At 58.9% G+C, this 16123-nt stretch carries 13 protein-coding genes and 1 tRNA gene; 8 read left to right on the top strand and 6 right to left on the bottom strand.

Translation table 11 applies throughout. From position 1 onward, the window contains the following. Positions 1-4: 4 nt before the first annotated feature. The 7 genes from J3A65_RS20570 to J3A65_RS20600 all read left to right on the top strand — a co-directional run bounded on the left by J3A65_RS20570 (position 5) and on the right by J3A65_RS20600 (position 3908). A complete protein-coding gene (locus J3A65_RS20570) occupies positions 5-436 on the top strand; it encodes a low molecular weight phosphatase family protein (RefSeq protein WP_209903656.1) in 432 nt (143 codons plus the stop codon). Between the two features lie 129 nt (positions 437-565). After that, a complete protein-coding gene (gene infA, locus J3A65_RS20575; protein ID WP_062453856.1) occupies positions 566-784 on the top strand; it encodes a translation initiation factor IF-1 in 219 nt (72 codons plus the stop codon). Between the two features lie 28 nt (positions 785-812). Then, a complete protein-coding gene (locus J3A65_RS20580) occupies positions 813-1433 on the top strand; it encodes a Maf-like protein (protein WP_209903134.1) in 621 nt (206 codons plus the stop codon). Positions 1434-1455: 22 nt separating this feature from the next. Then, positions 1456-1674 carry a DNA gyrase inhibitor YacG gene (gene yacG / locus J3A65_RS20585; RefSeq protein WP_062579059.1) on the top strand — a complete coding sequence of 73 codons (219 nt, stop codon included), beginning with the start codon at positions 1456-1458 and terminating at the stop codon, positions 1672-1674. A 181-nt stretch (positions 1675-1855) separates the two neighbouring features. Continuing rightward, positions 1856-1931, top strand: a tRNA-Phe gene (locus J3A65_RS20590). A gap of 509 nt (positions 1932-2440) precedes the next feature. Beyond that, positions 2441-3316 carry a hypothetical protein gene (locus tag J3A65_RS20595; protein ID WP_209903136.1) on the top strand — a complete coding sequence of 292 codons (876 nt, stop codon included), beginning with the start codon at positions 2441-2443 and terminating at the stop codon, positions 3314-3316. A 43-nt stretch (positions 3317-3359) separates the two neighbouring features. Then, a complete protein-coding gene (locus tag J3A65_RS20600) occupies positions 3360-3908 on the top strand; it encodes a hypothetical protein (protein WP_209903138.1) in 549 nt (182 codons plus the stop codon). Between the two features lies 1 nt (position 3909). On the opposite strand, the gene J3A65_RS20605 is transcribed toward J3A65_RS20600, so the two are convergent. After that, positions 3910-4212, bottom strand: a complete 303-nt coding sequence (locus J3A65_RS20605; RefSeq protein ID WP_209903140.1) for a hypothetical protein — start codon at positions 4210-4212, stop codon at positions 3910-3912. A 230-nt stretch (positions 4213-4442) separates the two neighbouring features. Between J3A65_RS20605 and J3A65_RS20610 the strand changes: the two genes are divergently transcribed. Beyond that, positions 4443-5798, top strand: coding sequence for a pilus assembly protein TadG-related protein (locus J3A65_RS20610; RefSeq protein WP_209903143.1), 1356 nt, complete (start codon positions 4443-4445; stop codon positions 5796-5798). 52 nt (positions 5799-5850) lie between these two features. On the opposite strand, the gene pbpC is transcribed toward J3A65_RS20610, so the two are convergent. From pbpC to J3A65_RS20635, 5 genes are all read right to left on the bottom strand, one after another. Then, complete coding sequence (gene pbpC, locus J3A65_RS20615; RefSeq protein WP_209903145.1) at positions 5851-7932, bottom strand: penicillin-binding protein 1C; 2082 nt, start codon at positions 7930-7932, stop codon at positions 5851-5853. 94 nt (positions 7933-8026) lie between these two features. Beyond that, positions 8027-13492, bottom strand: coding sequence for an alpha-2-macroglobulin family protein (locus J3A65_RS20620; protein ID WP_209903147.1), 5466 nt, complete (start codon positions 13490-13492; stop codon positions 8027-8029). A 226-nt stretch (positions 13493-13718) separates the two neighbouring features. After that, a complete protein-coding gene (locus J3A65_RS20625; RefSeq protein WP_209903149.1) occupies positions 13719-14795 on the bottom strand; it encodes a capsular polysaccharide biosynthesis protein in 1077 nt (358 codons plus the stop codon). A 75-nt stretch (positions 14796-14870) separates the two neighbouring features. Further along, on the bottom strand, positions 14871-15044 hold the full coding sequence (locus tag J3A65_RS20630) for a hypothetical protein (RefSeq protein WP_209903151.1): 174 nt from the start codon (positions 15042-15044) through the stop codon (positions 14871-14873). Positions 15045-15218: 174 nt separating this feature from the next. Then, a complete protein-coding gene (locus J3A65_RS20635) occupies positions 15219-15923 on the bottom strand; it encodes an ABC transporter permease (RefSeq protein ID WP_209903657.1) in 705 nt (234 codons plus the stop codon). Positions 15924-16123: the final 200 nt, after the last annotated feature.

Genomic DNA, 16123 nt, shown 5'->3' on the forward strand with positions numbered 1-16123 from the left:
CTTCATGTGCGGTTTCAACTCCATCCGTTCGCCGATGGCGGAGGCCATTGCAAAAAGCCTGCTGCAGCCCGATATCTACATCCAGTCGGCGGGTGTCCGTTCCGGCGAGCACGATCCCTTCGTCGATGTCGTTCTGGAAGAGGTGGGCCTTTCGCTTAACCGCAACCGGCAGCACAAGCCGCGGACGATGGATGACCTTGAGGATGATTTCTTCGATTTGATAGTGACGCTGACGCCGGAGGCCCATCACGTGGCGCTGGAACTCACCCGTTCGAACGCCGTCGATGTGGTCTATTGGCCGACCATGGATCCGACGGCTGCGACCGGCACGCGTGAGCAGGTTCTCGACGCTTATCGCGAGGTGCGAGAGCATCTGTGGAAGCTGATTGACCGACGGATGAGGCCCATTCGCAGGCCACCTCCGGCAGGCGATTGACGGTCTTCAAGAATCGCTGTCAAGCGAGGTTCACAAACCGGACGCGATTGTGTAGTTTCCGCGCAAATTTCGAGGCGGCTGATCAGATTTCGGCCTGCCCGACCTTCAACACAGAAAGAAAACCAATACATGGCTAAAGAAGAAGTTCTTGAATTCCCGGGCATTGTCGTCGAACTGTTGCCGAACGCGACCTTTCGCGTGAAGCTCGAGAACGAACACGAAATCATCGCCCACACCGCGGGCCGCATGCGCAAGAACCGTATCCGCGTTCTGGCAGGCGACAAGGTTCTTGTCGAAATGACCCCTTACGACCTGACCAAGGGTCGCATCACCTACCGCTTCAAGTAAGAATTTCTCGCGGCAAAGACGGGTCCCCATGGCGATCGAACAAAAGCTCATCCTGGCCTCAGGCTCGCCGCGTCGTCTCGATCTTCTCAATCAGGTCGGCATCGAACCGGCCCGGCTGATGCCGATGGATATTGACGAGACACCCAAGCGGGTGGAACATCCGCGTTCGCTTGCGCGTCGTCTTTCGACGGAAAAGGCGGAAGCCGCCTTCGCCGCCGTCAACAACGATCCCGCCTGGCGCCACAGCTATATCTTGTCTGCCGATACGGTCGTGGCGGTTGGACGCCGCATCCTGGAAAAGACGGAGTATACGCAGGACGCCAGTGCCGCCCTGAATCTTCTGTCGGGCCGCGGCCACTGGGTCTATACCGGCATCTGTCTTGTCACGCCGGGCGGCCAGTTCCGCCAGAAGGTGGTTGAGACCAAGGTGCGCTTCAAGCGACTGTCGACCCGCGAGATCGAGAACTATATCGCATCGGGCCAGTGGCGGGGAAAAGCCGGGGCTTACGCGATCCAGGGCATCGCCGGCGCCTTCGTGCAGAAACTCGTCGGTTCCTATTCCAACGTCGTCGGCCTGCCGCTTCATGAAGTGACGGGTCTGCTGGCTGGCGAAGGTTTTGACGTCGCCGGCGCATGGCCGCAAGGCTGAAGACTTAAGAAGGAGGCCTGATATGGCTGAAACTTCAAACAAGGACATCACGACAGGCGGCAAGGTGGAGCCTTTGCGCAAGGCAAGGCCCTGTCCCGAATGCAGCCGCCCTTCCGCGCGCGAACACTATCCCTTCTGCTCGGACCGTTGCCGCAATCTGGATCTCTCCCGCTGGCTGCAGGGCAGCTACGCCATCCCCGTGGCCGACGATGAAAGCAAAGCCGACAACTACGAGGACTAGATCCTCGTCCGGTTCGGCCTTTGATTTCGCTCATGAAATCAGGTTTTTCACAAACCTTTCAAAAAAGTCGTCCGGGGTGCTGGACATGGCCGAACAAGATGTTATAACCCCGCTCGCTTCCCGGGGATACAAACCCCGGCCGGTCAACCAAGGACCGGAACGGCTTGCACAAAGCCCGGATGCCCGGATAGCTCAGTTGGTAGAGCAGCGGATTGAAAATCCGCGTGTCGGTGGTTCAAATCCGCCTCCGGGCACCATTTTTTTCCAATATTTTCATAAACTTAGCCGAATAAATTTTCAGCTTCAGTCGTTTTCGTGTTGCGTCTCGCTGCGTGCTATTCCCCTTGATTTCTCGACGCTTCTTGGCACACTCCGCTAGTCCACGCGACACGGATGCAACATGAAAAGCAACGCCCCAATGACCGACGGCATCTCCAGGCCACTCTTATTTGGATTTCTTGCGGTGGCGCTGGTTGCCTGCAGTGACCAGGAAAAGGACCCTGTTCGAGTAGAATTCGAAAGAAAGTTCCTGCGAGATGCGGTGCTGATAAAAACCTGTCCGGGAGATGCACGTTACGCGTCAGGGCCGACTGCCGTCACGACACGCGTTTATCGATACGAGCAAGCACTATGGTATGAAGACACTACAGGATACCGGAGGGTGGACGCGCCGCCAGAGCGCGTTTGCGATGTCTTCGTAACTCCGAAATGAGCGTGTCACGATGGCAGCTTACAGCGTTTCGAAAGCAATTACTGAGAGATACTGATGAGCGATGAACCAAGAGAAGACAGCAACGAAAATCCTCCCCTCATGGAGCAGCCACCTCCTTTAGAGTTTAAGGTATTCCTTGAGTCCGTCCACCCGTCTACCGAACGCGATGTCACCGGCTTGTGGGAAATTGCGTACTATCCGAGTGGAGGCGTCTTTCGCAAACTTACCTATCCTGAACTTAGGCTACATTGCAAAATTTGCGAGGGAGAGCGCACATTTAGGACTTCCACAAGTGGCTCCTTGGAAAGAAGTACGGCCAAAACAGTCCCTCACCCGATCTATATTTGTGGTGACTGCAACAGGCAGACCAAGCAGTATTCGTTGCACCTTACGCTAGACGATGAAGGAAAAGGAAAGGCGTATAAATTCGGCGAACTGCCTGCTTTTGGGATTCCCGCCTCGAACAAGGTACTTAGACTTTTTCGACAGGATGCACCGTTGTTCCTGAAAGGCCGACAGTGTGAGAGCCTTGGCTATGGGATAGCAGCTTTCGCATATTACAGGCGCGTTGTCGAAAGTCATAAAAACGATCTGTTCAATGATATCATCAAAGTCTGCAAAACGATCGGCGCACCGGCTGAGTTGATCGACGAACTGGAAAGCGCGAAACTTGAGATATCATTCTCAAAATCGCTCGATAAAATCAAAGTGGCACTACCTCAAGGACTTCTCATCAACGGTCATAACCCTTTGGCTGCCCTTCATAGCGCGCTAAGTGTAGGCCTACACAATGAGACTGACGATTTCTGCTTAGAAGCTGCAGCAGCGGTCCGGCTCGTTTTAAATGATCTGGTCGACAAGATTGCGACGCTGAAGCAAGATGACACCGCCCTTAACAAAGCCGTCCATTTCCTCATAGCTCGAAAATAAAGCCCGCCGGATCGACGCTATCAGTCGCTGACAGGATTGACGTATGTCAAATGATGAGCCCGTAGATCGCGAGACCGATGAGATCGTATTTTACGATCACATGACCGACCTCAAATATCGAGATAGGCTGAAGCTCCACAATGAGGAGCTATATCGGTACTATCGAGAGCAGGAGAACCAGTCTCATGCGGGCCACATGGACTACGCAAAATGGCTCTTTGCTTCGTTACTCGCAGTGCACGGCGGCGCGATATACGCACTAAACTCGCTTCGAACGTCCATACCTCAGGGTAAGAGCGACTTCTTAATCTATGCAGCCGCGCAGAACCTCGCGGCGGTCTTCATTACCCTTGTAGCGGGCCTTTTCGCATGGATGAACCTCCAACTGGCGGAGGTTTTATATCGAAACTATGCTGACCCAGCCCTAGTCTATCGCCATATAAAGCTCGACGAAGACGTCGGTTGGATGAACCGCACTATGTACATATCAGCAGCACTTGGCATGATCGCCGGCTTACTCTTCGCAACAAGCAGTGCGACAGTTATATGGGGCTTGGTCGCGGCGCAACCCAAGCCCCTCCCATGGCAGTAGATTAAGCGGCTGCGGCTTGATCATTAAACGGGCAGATCTTCTCCCCGATTTCGTCGGGCCAAGTCTTCAGCAGGGTTTGCTCGTAGCCAGTCGGCCGGATGATTGTGAGGTCGAGCCGGCCACCAATGCTATGGAACGGTTCCGCCCGCGGCCTCACTGGATTGACCATCTTTTGCCGCCGCATGTAGTCGAACAGGATGGGTGCATCGTGGCTGAGATCTTGGCCAGTTAAGCCGAGGCGTAGCATATCCTCTCCTGACGAGAACGCGCCCTGACCGAAGCCTGTAGGCTTCTCCGTCAGCACAAACGGCTCCAGCCCTCCTGCTTCTTCGAACGTTGCAAAAACATATGTGGTTGGCCCCCTCCCGTTCCCCACCGCTGGCCACGAGACCAGGCGCCGCAAAAACACGTTTCGTTAACAATTTCAATTAGCTACTTTAGTAACAAACATTTGAAACGGTGGGAGTTGATCGAATGCTCTGATCGAACTGCAGCATGATGCCGCTATAAAAACTAAAAGGCAGATTGCGGTTTATGCTTGCGACATTGAGGTCTATTTTTTCCTGCACCCGGGGCAATTTCGGCGTGCTCACCGGCCTTATCATGGTTCCTTTGATCGGTAGTGTCGGATTGGCAATCGATTTCGGACGCGCCCTGGAGGCAAAATCCTATCTCGATGCCGCTGCGGATGCTGCGGTACTTGCTGCTGTCTCCGAAAAATCCGCAGCGGTCGCAAAAGCCATGAAAATGGCCGAGGACGGTACTGTCGCCATCGCGGACACCGAAGCCAAGAAAATCTTCAAATCTCAGTTGTCGGCCAGATATGGGGACAACATGGAAGGTTTGTCGAGCCTGCTGATCGACGTCAAGCTGGAGCTGGTAAAGTCCGACGGTGTCGTCACATCGAGACTGAAATACGCCGCCACTCTACCCACGACCTTTACGCGAATCCTCGGCAATGACGAGATGGCGATTTCGGGGCAAGCGACCGCAGCATACCTGATACCGAGTTTTCTGGATTTCTACATGCTGCTGGACAACACGCCATCGATGGGGGTCGGCGCGACTGCCGACGACGTGGCGAAACTGGAAGCTGCAACGAAGAATGGATCGGATGGGAAAGGCAAGGACGCCAACTGCGCTTTTGCATGCCACATCGTTTCGACGAGCGGTGTCGCCGACAAAAACAGCTATTACTATCTCGCCAAAGAAGTTGGCGCGACCATCCGCATCGACGTTGTCGCGGAGGCGGTCTCCGCGCTCATGACAACGGCGCAGGAGACTCAGACCGTTTCAGGCCAATTCAAGATCGGTGCCTACACGTTCGGACAAACCTCTGCCGATGCCCAGTTATACACCGTTTCCGAGCCGACGAGCAATTTCACCTCAGTGGCAAAGGCCACGAAGATGATTGAGCTGATGAGCGTTCCGAGCCATTCGTCGCCGAACGGGCAGACCGACTACAATGAAATACTGTCCAAGATTGGCCAAAAGATCAAAACCGTCGGTGACGGGAGCAGTTCGGCGGATAGACAGCCAATCGTTTTCCTTGTCGCGGACGGCGTTGGAGACGCATACCGTTCCGATTGTACAAAGAAGCTCTCATCATCCAACGGCGATCGCTGCATGGAGCCGTTGAATGCCAGTCATTGCAACGCCCTGAAGGCGCGCGGAATAAAGGTCGCAGTCCTGTACACGACCTATTTGCCTCTGCCCAAAGACGGTTTCTACAAGAAGTGGATCGCACCCTTTCAGAAGGAAATTCCAACGCAGATGCAATCTTGCGCCACGGAAGGCTACTATTTCGAGGTCAGTCCGACCGATGGCATAAGCGAGGCAATGGATGTCTTGTTTCGCAAGATCGTGGGTCGTGTACGGCTGACAAGCTGACGGGCCTGATCCTTCCGATCTCGGTCCGGTTCACTCCTGGCCTAACCCGCCCTCACTCCACGAACACCCGCACGGTTGCAGCCCGGCCGGCGGAATCGATCACCGTCAGTGTCGAGAAGCCCGCGCCTTCGGGTAACCAGTTGTTGGTGCGGCGGCGGGAAAGATCGGTGAGGGGTTTTCCGTTCGCCAGCCAGCGGAACGGCGGGCGCCCGCCCTGCAGCTTCAGCACCAGCGGCGAGATCTCGCCCGATTGCGCGCCGAGATCCACTTTGGCGCCCTCGGGGGGATAGACGATCTGCGGGGCGGCTTCGCGGGTCGAGGCGCTGATCAGGCCGCTTGCCGTCATCGAGAAGCGCCGCTGACCGATCGGCAGGTCGGATTGCGCCAGCCGTGACGTGGCGGGCGGGGGCGAGGGATGCGGCGTGATCGCGACGCCGGAGCGGGCAAAGGCCTCGAACAGGATCGGCGCCGCTGTCTGGTAGCCGGCGATGCCCGGCACCGCACCATTGTCCGGCCGCCCGACCCAGACACCCAGGACATGGCGTCCGTCATAACCCACCGACCAGGCGTCGCGGTATCCGTAACTCGTGCCGGTCTTGTAGGCGATGCCGAGGCGGCGGCTTCCGGTTGGCGGCAGCACATCCGAGAGGATGTCGGTGACGTTCCAGACCGCCTGAGGCTCCAGCAAGGGTTCGCTGTCGAGACGCGCCGCGATGGTGTCGATGCCGTTGCCGAGCCGAACGGGCTGGCCGCCGTTGGCGAGAGCCGCATAGGCCTGAACCAGATCCTTTAGCGTGATGCCGACCCCGCCAAGCCCGATCGCAAGGCCCGGCGCCTCGTTCGGGGGAAGCACCGGTTGTACCGCGGCCCGTCTGAACCGGATCATCAGACGCGACGGGCCGACGGCATCGAGCAGTCGGATCGCCGGAACGTTGAGCGACAGCTGCAAGGCCTGGCGCACCGTGACATCGCCCTGATAGCTCATGTCGAAATTCTTCGGCCGATAGCCGAAGAAATCCGCCGGCCGATCCTCGATCATCGTTTCTTGCGCCACCAACCCCTGTTCGAAGGCAAGTCCGTAGATGAAGGGCTTCAGGGTCGACCCCGGCGACCGCAGCACCCGTGTCATGTCGGTCCAGCCGGCGCGGCTGGCATCGAAATAGTCGGCCGAACCGACCTGGGCGACAATTTCGCCCGTCATCGCATCCGCCATGACCATGGCCAGCGATGCTTTCGGTTCGAGCTTCGCCGAAGCTTCCCGCGCGACGTCTTCCAGCTTCTGCTGAATGCCGCGTTTCAGCGTGCTCTGGTATCGCGGCACCCCGGGCTGTTTACGGATTGCGGCTTCCGCCATATGCGCGGCAAGCGCCGGCAATTGCAGTCTGCGCCGCGGGAGGCCGTCATGGGACGCCCGTTCCGCTTCCCCTTCACCCGTCAGCGATGCCACGGCAGGCCGCGAGAGAACACCTTGACGGGCCCGCATTGCCGATTGCGGGTGCCGGTCCGGCCGCCGCGTTTCCGGGGATTGCGGCAGGGCGACGAGCAGAGCGGCTTCCGCCACCGTCAGTCTCCCCGGCTCCTTGCCGAAATAGGCAAGGCTTGCAGCCCTCACGCCTTCGAGATTGCCGCCATAGGGCGCGTAGGTGAGATAGAGCTCGAGGATCTCCTGCTTGTCGAGGCGGCGCTCGATCTGGATGGCGCGGGCGATCTGCAGGAGCTTTGCCGAATAGGACCGGGCTTCCCGGGGCTCGATCAGACGCGCGACCTGCATGGATAGCGTCGAGGCGCCGGAAACGATCCGCCCGTTGACGAGAAGCTGGACCGCGGCGCGGCCCATCGCCTTCAGGTCAATGCCGCCATGCTGGTAAAACCGCTGGTCCTCATAGGCAACAAGCATCTTCAGGAATCGCGGATCGACATCCGCGATCGAGGTCTTCAGACGCCAGCGGCTTTCGGATGTGGCAAATGCACGGAGCAGAAGCCCGTCCGCGTCAAGCACCTCTGCCGATACGGTTTGCGCCTTGTCGAGCGGCGGCGGATAGGCGCGGTCTGCAGCGTCAAGCCCGATCACCAGCCCCCCTGCGAGAGCGACGCAAAGACCAAGAGCCAACGAATACGTCCATCTGCGTCTCATGGTCTTCTTGTCGTCCTGACGCTGACTGCCTCGACTTCGCTCCGTGCAAAATGCCGCCCGTTGAGGAGGGCGGCAGACACCTGCCTGTCGTCTCTCACGGCGCCGCCACCACCTCCATCTTGCCCATCGCAGTCCTTGCGGAAAGCTGCGGGCGGTACATGTCATCCACCTGCGCCGCCGGATGATCGTAGGTGCCGGGTGTCACGGCGCGCACCACATAGGCGAGCGTGATCTTGCGGTTGTCACCTGCTGCGCGGTTGAAGGCTGCAACAAAACGGTCGCTGCGGAACTCCGTATGGGCGGCCTGCACCTCTTCGATCCAGTCGAAATTGGCAAGGCTGGCGCTGTTGACGATGCTCGGATTGTCGATCTCGAAACCCGCCGGCAGGAGATCCGTCACGACGATGCGAGACGGCCAGTCGTTTGTCTCCGTGACGTTGAGAACGACGACATAACGCGTGTTCTGCTGCGCCGTGCTGACATTCGCCTCCTCGCCGTCCATCGTGTAGTAGGTGCGGGTTATCTCGAAACCATCGCCGCCGGCGGCAAGTGGCTGTGCCGGGGCCGCAACCGTGGTGATGGCCGCAGACAGCTTATCCTTGCTGTCGTTGCGCACCGTCAGCGGATGATCGAGCAGCACGTCGCCTGGCATCTGCGACATCAGCGTCCCGATGTGGGCCGCGCCGTTGACGCTGAGACGCAGGTCTTCGTCGCCGTTCTGCAAGGCCCGGGATGCCAGCAGCATCCAGGTCTGTTCCTGCGTGCTGGTATGTTTCTTCGCCACCCATTCCTTGGCAACGACATTGGCAAGTGCAGGCACGATCGGCGGCACCGGCCGACTTTCGGCGGCCAGCGCCAGAACCGCTGCACCATCTCGCAGCGAGGAGCCGTAATCCGAACGGCTGAGGCTGACTTTCTTGATCTGCGCTTCTTCCGACATCTGCAGCGCGTCGTTGAAGATGGTGCGCGAGCGCTGGGCATCGCCGTAGAGCGAAAGTGCTGCAGCGATATGCGCCTTGGCAAGCGGTGTCGGGAAGTCGCCGAGCATCGTATCGGCGTAATAGCGCAGGTCGCTGATCGCAGCCTTGCGGTTGCGCGCCAGCACGTAGAGCGCATAGGCAATCTGATTGCCCTGGTCGGCGACATTGGTCGTGTAGGCCAGAGTGTTCTGCAGATTTTCGAGCGCCTGGATGAGGGGCTTTTCAGGCACGTCGAAACCCTGTTCGCGAGCCCGCGACAGGAAGTCGGTGATATAGGCGTCCAGCCAGAGATCGGTGCCGGCACCATCAGGTCCCCAAAGCCCGAAACTGCCAGCCGATGCCTGGAAGGAGAGCACGCGGAAGATCGCATCCTGCACCCGCTTCTTGACCTCGGCATCATCGGCAAGCCCGTTCTGAACCGCCATCTGGCTCAGATAGAGAAGCGGAAGTGCCCGGCTTGTCGTCTGTTCGGCGCAGCCATAGGGATAGCGGTCAAGGCTCATCAGCAGCGCCGGAATATCGAACGCGTTGGAACGGCTGACATTGATGCTGACGGAGGCACCCTGAAGCATGCTGTCGGCGAGAAGGTTGGCATCAACAGTCACGCTTGAGCCGGGCTTCAGATCCACCAGCCGCCGCTCCGTCACCGGCATGGCCGCCGGGCGAACCGGGATGTTGAGAACCTGATCGACCGACAGGCCCGACGCATTCGAGACGCGGATCGAAACAGTTCCGTCGCCGGGTCCGATACCCACCAGCGGCAGCGTGACGCTCGTCTTAGCGCCGGCCGCGAGTTGGACGGGCTTGATCGCACTCTGGCCGACCGCAACCGGGTCGTTTGTCGTGACGGCGAGATCATAGGTGCCGGCAGGCCCATCGGTGTTGACGATGTCCAGTCTGAGGTTGCTGTCGTCTCCCGGCGCAAGAAAGCGCGGCAGGCTGGCGGTCACGACGATCGGATCGCGGATGATGACGTCTTTGACCCCATGACCGACCCCGGATTTCGACCAGGCGACGGCCATCACGCGCGCCGTGCCATTGAACTGCGGAATGTCGAAGGAGACGTTCGCCTTGCCGTCGGCATCCAGCTTCACCGGGCCCGAGAAGAAAGCGACCAGCTTTTCCTTTGGCGGGCTTGCCTGCAGCGCGATGCTGCCGCCATCGCCGCCAGTTCGAAGGCGACCGGTAGCACCAAGCGAGCCATCGATCAGCCGGCCGTAGATGTCACGGATTTCGAGCCCGAGACGGCGCTGGCCGAAATACCAGTCGTCCGGCGCCGGTGGCTCGTAGCGGGTGAGATTGAGGATGCCGACATCGACGGCTGCCACCGTCATATAGGCATCTTCGTTGGCGCCGGCACCGGTTACGGCGACTGAGATATCCAATGGCTGGCGCGGCAGGGTTTTATCCGGTGCCGTGATCGCGACCGCGAGATCGCGTGCTTCCGGATCGACCTTCAGCCAGGTCACGCCGATCGCCCGCATCGGCATACGGTTTTCACGCGCAGCACCCGGGCGGTAGAGTGTCGCGGTCACATAGGAACCGGCTCCCCATTCGGCCGTGACGGGGATCTCGATCTCTCCGCCGGTCTCCGCAAGGCTTGCCGTCTTGACCGCGGTCAGCTGCTCGGAGCCTGCAATGATCATCAGTTCGCCGGCATAACGCGAGGAAACCTTGAGCTTGGCAGTATCGCCGACCTTGTAGCTCGGCTTGTCGAGGGCGATCTCCAGCGCGTCCGGCGTCTCGGTCGACGTGGCGGTCACGAACCAGCCGGCATCGAACTCGGTGCTTGAGGCCGGGCCGCCAGCATCGACCGTCTCGACTTCCAGGCGGTAACGGCCCCATGCGACCGGAACCGAAATCCGGCCGCCGTCAGCAGTTACGTCAACGCTGCCATTGGATACCTGCTTGGTGCGGGTGATCGGCTCGTAGCGCCAGGAACTCCCCTCGCGATACCACTGATAGTCCTGCTCGACCTTGACCAGCTTCCAGGCCAAGCCTTTCGCGGCCTGCTTTGCTCCGGTCTCGTCCACGAGAATGACCTTGAAACTGCCAACCGCGCCCTCGGGCAGGTCACCTGAAAACTCCGGCTTGATGCCGATCCGCGGCCCGTCCGCCTTGACCGGCAGCGACAGGGTCCGCTCGATCGCGCGGCCGCCCGATTCTTTCATGCGCACGACGATATCGGCATTGATCAGCTTGGTGGTCGAGGGAAGCTCCGCGACATCTGCTGGAAACGATGCCTTGCCGTCTTCATCGGTATCGTCGAGTGCCTCGAGCGGAATGCGGACGGTTTCCGCCTGTTCCTCATCTGCAAGGCCGAACTGGTAGCCGGGAAAGGCAGCATTTTCGCGGGTCGGCTTGAGGGCGATCTCGCCTTCCAGGCCAAGTCCCGCTGCCGGTGCGCCATAGAGGAAACGTCCGTCGATCTCGACCGTAGCCGGTTCGCCGACCACGATTTCCTTCGCCGCGCTGGTCATGTCGAACTCGATGCGATCAGGTACGAAATCATCGACCAGAAACGTCTTTTCGCCGATCGCCGAGCCCTTCGGATCGGTAAACACCTGCATCGTCCAGGTGCCGCGCATGGACGTGTCCTGCAGGGCGAGATCGAGCGTGTAGCCACCGAGCGCGCCTGACTTCACCATGCGGCGATCCTCGACGCCATCAGGGCGCAGGAAGACGAAGGTGAGCGGCAGGTTGTCGATCGCGGTCGCATCCACATTGCGGGCAAGGGCGCTCGCATGCACCGTCTCGCCTGGCCGGTAGATGCCGCGTTCGGTCCAGGGCAGAAGATCGATCGCGCCGGGTGCCGGCCGGCCGGTGACGCCGCGATCGGAGAGATCGAAGCCGGCGCGGCTCATGTCGAGAAACACGTAGTCCTGGCCGCTGTTTTGCGCCGTCAGCACCGCCGGCACCATGGCCGCCGTCCCGCGCATCAGGCCGGCCGTAAACGTGGCACGGCCATCGCCATCGGTCTTTGCGGTGCCCAGCACCTCGTTATTCTTGGCAAGAAGCTGGAGATCGACGCCGGCGATCGGCTTGGCGGAACCGAGAGAACGGGCAAACACACTGAGCCCGTCCGTGCCGGCATAGGTGGTCAGCCCGATATCGGAAACGACGAACCACTGGGTCGCCTTGTTATCCCATTCCTGGGAGATGGCGTTGGCGGCCGATGCCGTCAGCACATAGACACCCGGCTTGCGGTTCGGCAACGCCTCGTCAACCGGAAAACTGGTCGCCACATCCTTGTTGAGTTCGGGGTTGGATTCGGGCCCAAGAGCGATCGTGCCCTGCCAGACGAGTTCACCGTTTTCCTGCTCGATGCGGTCGGCGGTGTAGCCGCTCATCTGGGTCAGAAATTCCGAGTCCGTCAGAAGCGGCGCGATATTGCGGTCGCCGATCCGGTAAAGCTTGAGAGCGGCCGTTTCGGTATTGACCGAAACGATCGGAATGCCGCGCCGGGCCGTGGATGGCAGCACGAAACTGTCCCCGGTAAACCGCACCGTCGGAGAGCGGTCCTTGACGTAGAGGTCGAGATCGACCTGCGCTGGCAACGGTTCATCGACGGAGGAGGGAAGGCCGCGCCGCAGCGACAGCTTGTAACGCTGGCCGTGGGTCAGGCCCTCGACGCAGATCTGGCTGTCCTTGGCTTCCATCGCCTTCGGCGCCTTGCCGTCCAGCGTGACAAACGGCGCATAGTCGACGCCGGCCTTTACCAGAGGATCGGAAAACTGAACGCAGGCGCGGGGATTGGCGCTGTCTGCATCGACCGTGTTGCCGGTCACGCGAAAACCATGACGCTCGCGAAGGTCGTTATAGGATGCCTGCACCGTGCGGGCGCTGACCAGCGCAAGGCTCTGCTTGTAGGCGGAAATCGCCTGGCGGTAAGCCTGCTGCTTGGCAAGCGCTGCGCCAAGAACGGCAAGCGCATCGGCTCTTGCCTGGGTCGTTCGGGTCAGAAGATAGCCGTTGATGGCGCCAAGCGTTGCATCGCCGTCTGCAGAGCTGTTGCCGTTGGCAGTGGAGGCGGCGCGGGCAAATTCGATCCAGAGCGCGCCATCTTCAGGTGTGAGCGAGAGGGCACCCTTGTAATTATAGATCGCGTTATCGAACCGGCCTGCGAGAAGTTCGGCCTGCGCGTCGGTCTTCAGTCTTTCGACATCCCGGCCCTGCTGGTTGTCACCAAGCGTCAGGCCATCCTTCTGCTCGCGGGCCTGCTGAAGCAGTTCTTCCGTCAGAAAGGAGAGCCGCGGCGCCGCTCCGATATCCGGTTCCGCCGCCACTTCGACGATCTTGCCGGCGACCGCGCCTGCAAACGGATTGAGCTGCGCGTGGTCGGACTTGAGAAAGCACCACTTGGCTTTGACATTATAGGTAAAGGCGCGGCACTGGTTGTCGCCGATACAGGCAGTTTCGCACTGACCCTGGCTGACATTCTTGACGGTCCGCAGATCAAAACCCGAATAGTCCCCATCCGCCGTGGTCTCTATCCGCCGCTCCGCCGCAGTCAGAGGCAGCGCCAGAACTAGAGACGAAAACAACAATGCGGAAAGTCCGAAGATCGCGCGCCTAGACATCAAAAAGTCCCCCCGGTGGCTGCCGTCCAAGTTATGTTGTCGGATCTGAGTAAGCACTTGTCAACGGAAGTAAAGCCAACCGTCGGCATCTGTTTTGTCTATTTCTGTGCCGTCGTAGACTGCATCAGTCGAACGGTTCTGTCATGGGGCTATCGATCACTGTGGAAGCCGCTTTCTGCAAGACAGTGTCCGAGGACCGCGCTGGAATCTTCAGCGATCTGGCCCCTTACAACACCCGCCCCTTCATCTCCGCGAGCAGTTCGATCGCTTCCTCGAAGCTGAGCGGCTTGTGGAGGGTAGGGTGGAGATAGCGGGCGTAAAGGATGTAGGCGGCGGCGAATATCTCTTCGGGAGTTCGCTTTGCCGTCCGCCGTTCGCATTCCTGCCGGTCGTCCGTTGCGCCCCAGCCCGCATAGAACGGCATCCCCAGACAGGTGACCGGGATGCCGCGGATAAGTGCCTCGAAGCCTGACAGCGATGTGATTGTGTAGACATGATCAACGGTTTGAAAGGCATCTGCCAGGGTGATGTCCTGTTTCAGGATCATCGCCAGATCGCTCACGTCATTTGGATCGGACTGGTTAGCGCGCGTTCCGTGAAGCACTTCCGGGTGCGGCTTGTAGATGATCTGGGCCTGCGGGTTCTCGCTCGCGGCAATTCGCACCAGTGCATTATTATCGATGATGCGGTCGCACCCCAGTCGGATCGAGGCATCGTCCTCAACCTGACCGACGACGAGAATGCGCTTCCGATCGGTTTTGGGTCCATAGACTGCGGCGATATCGGTATCGGTCGAGGTGTTGTACTTGGAAAGCCGCGAGGCAATGAGCTTGTTAATGCCAGTCCGGGCACGCGCAATCAGGTCGGGGTCGGCGTTGAAGTCGTAGGCTTCGATCAGTTGTTCGAGGTCAGAACGCTGGGTCGCGTCGAAATACATCCCCGAACGATCGAAGCACAAGGAAAGGGGTGGCGCTTTGAAGGCGCCGAGAGATATGGACCGGATGAACCCGTCTTCGACACGGATGATCGGGATGTTCCGTGATCGACAGAACTGTTCGATGTGGGGCTGAACCTTGTAACCCCAGACATAGACCTTCGAGCCTTTCCGCGCGGCAATGGCGGGAGCGATAACAGCATGAAACCAGACTTTTCCGACATGCCTGCTTTTTTGCGAAACGGTTTCGCCGTCCAGCCAGTGGCGCACGTTTTTTTTCCACGGGCTCATCCCGAACACATAGGCACGCGGCTTGACCCCGGCCCACGTGAAAGATGAAAGCACCCAACCCAGATATCGCTCGTACATCGCGCGTGTCACCGCAAGTTTGTCAGGAATGATCCTCACCTGAAGTGCCGTGCTTTAGCATGCCGCCCGGCATCTTCAACCATCTCTCTGGACGTCCAGCATCCGCAGGAGTTCCCGGATCACATTTAGCGCTTCGTTCAGCACCACGATGACGTCGTCGGATGGTAAAGAGTCGTAATTCTCGATCGTATCCGTAATCCGGTCGATGACATCTAAGCTGATGCAGGTCGCTGAAAAATCATCTGCCATCTCTCAAGAGCCCTTCGCTGATCGCGAGAGGAGTGTAGCAGAACTTCAGGCTCAAGATGGGATATCCGGCGGCAGCCTGCGCTTGCTGCGGACGAAACGATTGCGGCATCTCACTGCCGCATGCAATTTCGCTTTATCGTGTGAAGACAAGTCGCAACGTCAGAACGAGTTATTTTATCGTTCACGTGCAAAAGGGATCAAGGTGAACGTGAGCATGCCGACGAACAACAGGCATGCCGACCATTCGGCCAGATAGAAGCGATCTACTCCATCCAACGGGCTCTGTCCGTAAAAGCCTTCCCGGAGAAGGATCACAACGTGCGTGAGCGGATTAAGGAGCATATATTCGCGAAACGGCGATGGCAGCAGGCTGGGTACGTAGAACACGCCGGAAAGAAGTAGAAGCGGCTTCGTCACGATCGAATACAGCTTCTCATACAACGAGTACCTCTGAAAAAGCGCTGCATTGAAGAAGGCCATGCCCAGCGCTAGCGCCCAAGCATAGAAAACTGCTTCCAGTAATGCTTTCCAGTTCAAGGCTAACGCGTGAGGTTCCGTCATGCGAGCAGCAGTCAGGATCACCAGCGCCACCAGAAGCGACGTTATGGATTGCAGAATGAAGCGTCCTACGAAAGCGTCGATTGGAGCGACTGTGGGATAGGAAAGAAGTGCTCTGTTCGCGCTGATCGAGGAGGTCAAATACCGGTATGTATCGGAATAGAGTGCGAAAGCGATGAAACCGGTCGCGAAGAACAGCGGAAAGCTGGTACCCAAAGCAGGATGACGCGCAAGGGCTCCGAAGAGGAAGCTCATCAGCACCACGTAGGATACAGGCTCAAGGAGCGCCCAAATATATTTCCGCCGGGATGCTTTCCATATCGCGTCGCGACCTCACGCAAAGCAAACGACGTCGATACCCTTATATGTGTCTTGAAATACTGCATTACGTCCCCGGCACTGCTTCCCAATTGTCATAGCGCGGAATTTGTGGCGGCAAAATGGATTTCTCGATATCCGCCACCTCTCCCGCCCCCAACACAAAAAGACTTGTTCGCCACCGAAAAATCCGTGACATCTAC

Source organism: Rhizobium sp. PvP014 (assembly GCF_017876855.1).
In the GTDB taxonomy this organism is placed as follows: domain Bacteria; phylum Pseudomonadota; class Alphaproteobacteria; order Rhizobiales; family Rhizobiaceae; genus Neorhizobium; species Neorhizobium soli.

Bases quoted from the DNA above. Each gene is read 5' to 3' on its own strand.
- J3A65_RS20595 (WP_209903136.1), top strand. From the start codon at position 2,441: ATGAGCGATGAACCAAGAGAAGACAGCAACGAAAATCCTCCCCTCATG.
- yacG (WP_062579059.1), top strand. From the start codon at position 1,456: ATGGCTGAAACTTCAAACAAGGACATCACGACAGGCGGCAAGGTGGAG.
- infA (WP_062453856.1), top strand. From the start codon at position 566: ATGGCTAAAGAAGAAGTTCTTGAATTCCCGGGCATTGTCGTCGAACTG.
- J3A65_RS20625 (WP_209903149.1), bottom strand. From the start codon at position 14,795: ATGTACGAGCGATATCTGGGTTGGGTGCTTTCATCTTTCACGTGGGCC.
- J3A65_RS20610 (WP_209903143.1), top strand. From the start codon at position 4,443: ATGCTTGCGACATTGAGGTCTATTTTTTCCTGCACCCGGGGCAATTTC.
- J3A65_RS20630 (WP_209903151.1), bottom strand. From the start codon at position 15,044: ATGGCAGATGATTTTTCAGCGACCTGCATCAGCTTAGATGTCATCGAC.
- J3A65_RS20570 (WP_209903656.1), top strand. From the start codon at position 5: ATGTGCGGTTTCAACTCCATCCGTTCGCCGATGGCGGAGGCCATTGCA.
- pbpC (WP_209903145.1), bottom strand. From the start codon at position 7,932: ATGAGACGCAGATGGACGTATTCGTTGGCTCTTGGTCTTTGCGTCGCT.
- J3A65_RS20580 (WP_209903134.1), top strand. From the start codon at position 813: ATGGCGATCGAACAAAAGCTCATCCTGGCCTCAGGCTCGCCGCGTCGT.
- J3A65_RS20620 (WP_209903147.1), bottom strand. From the start codon at position 13,492: ATGTCTAGGCGCGCGATCTTCGGACTTTCCGCATTGTTGTTTTCGTCT.
- J3A65_RS20600 (WP_209903138.1), top strand. From the start codon at position 3,360: ATGTCAAATGATGAGCCCGTAGATCGCGAGACCGATGAGATCGTATTT.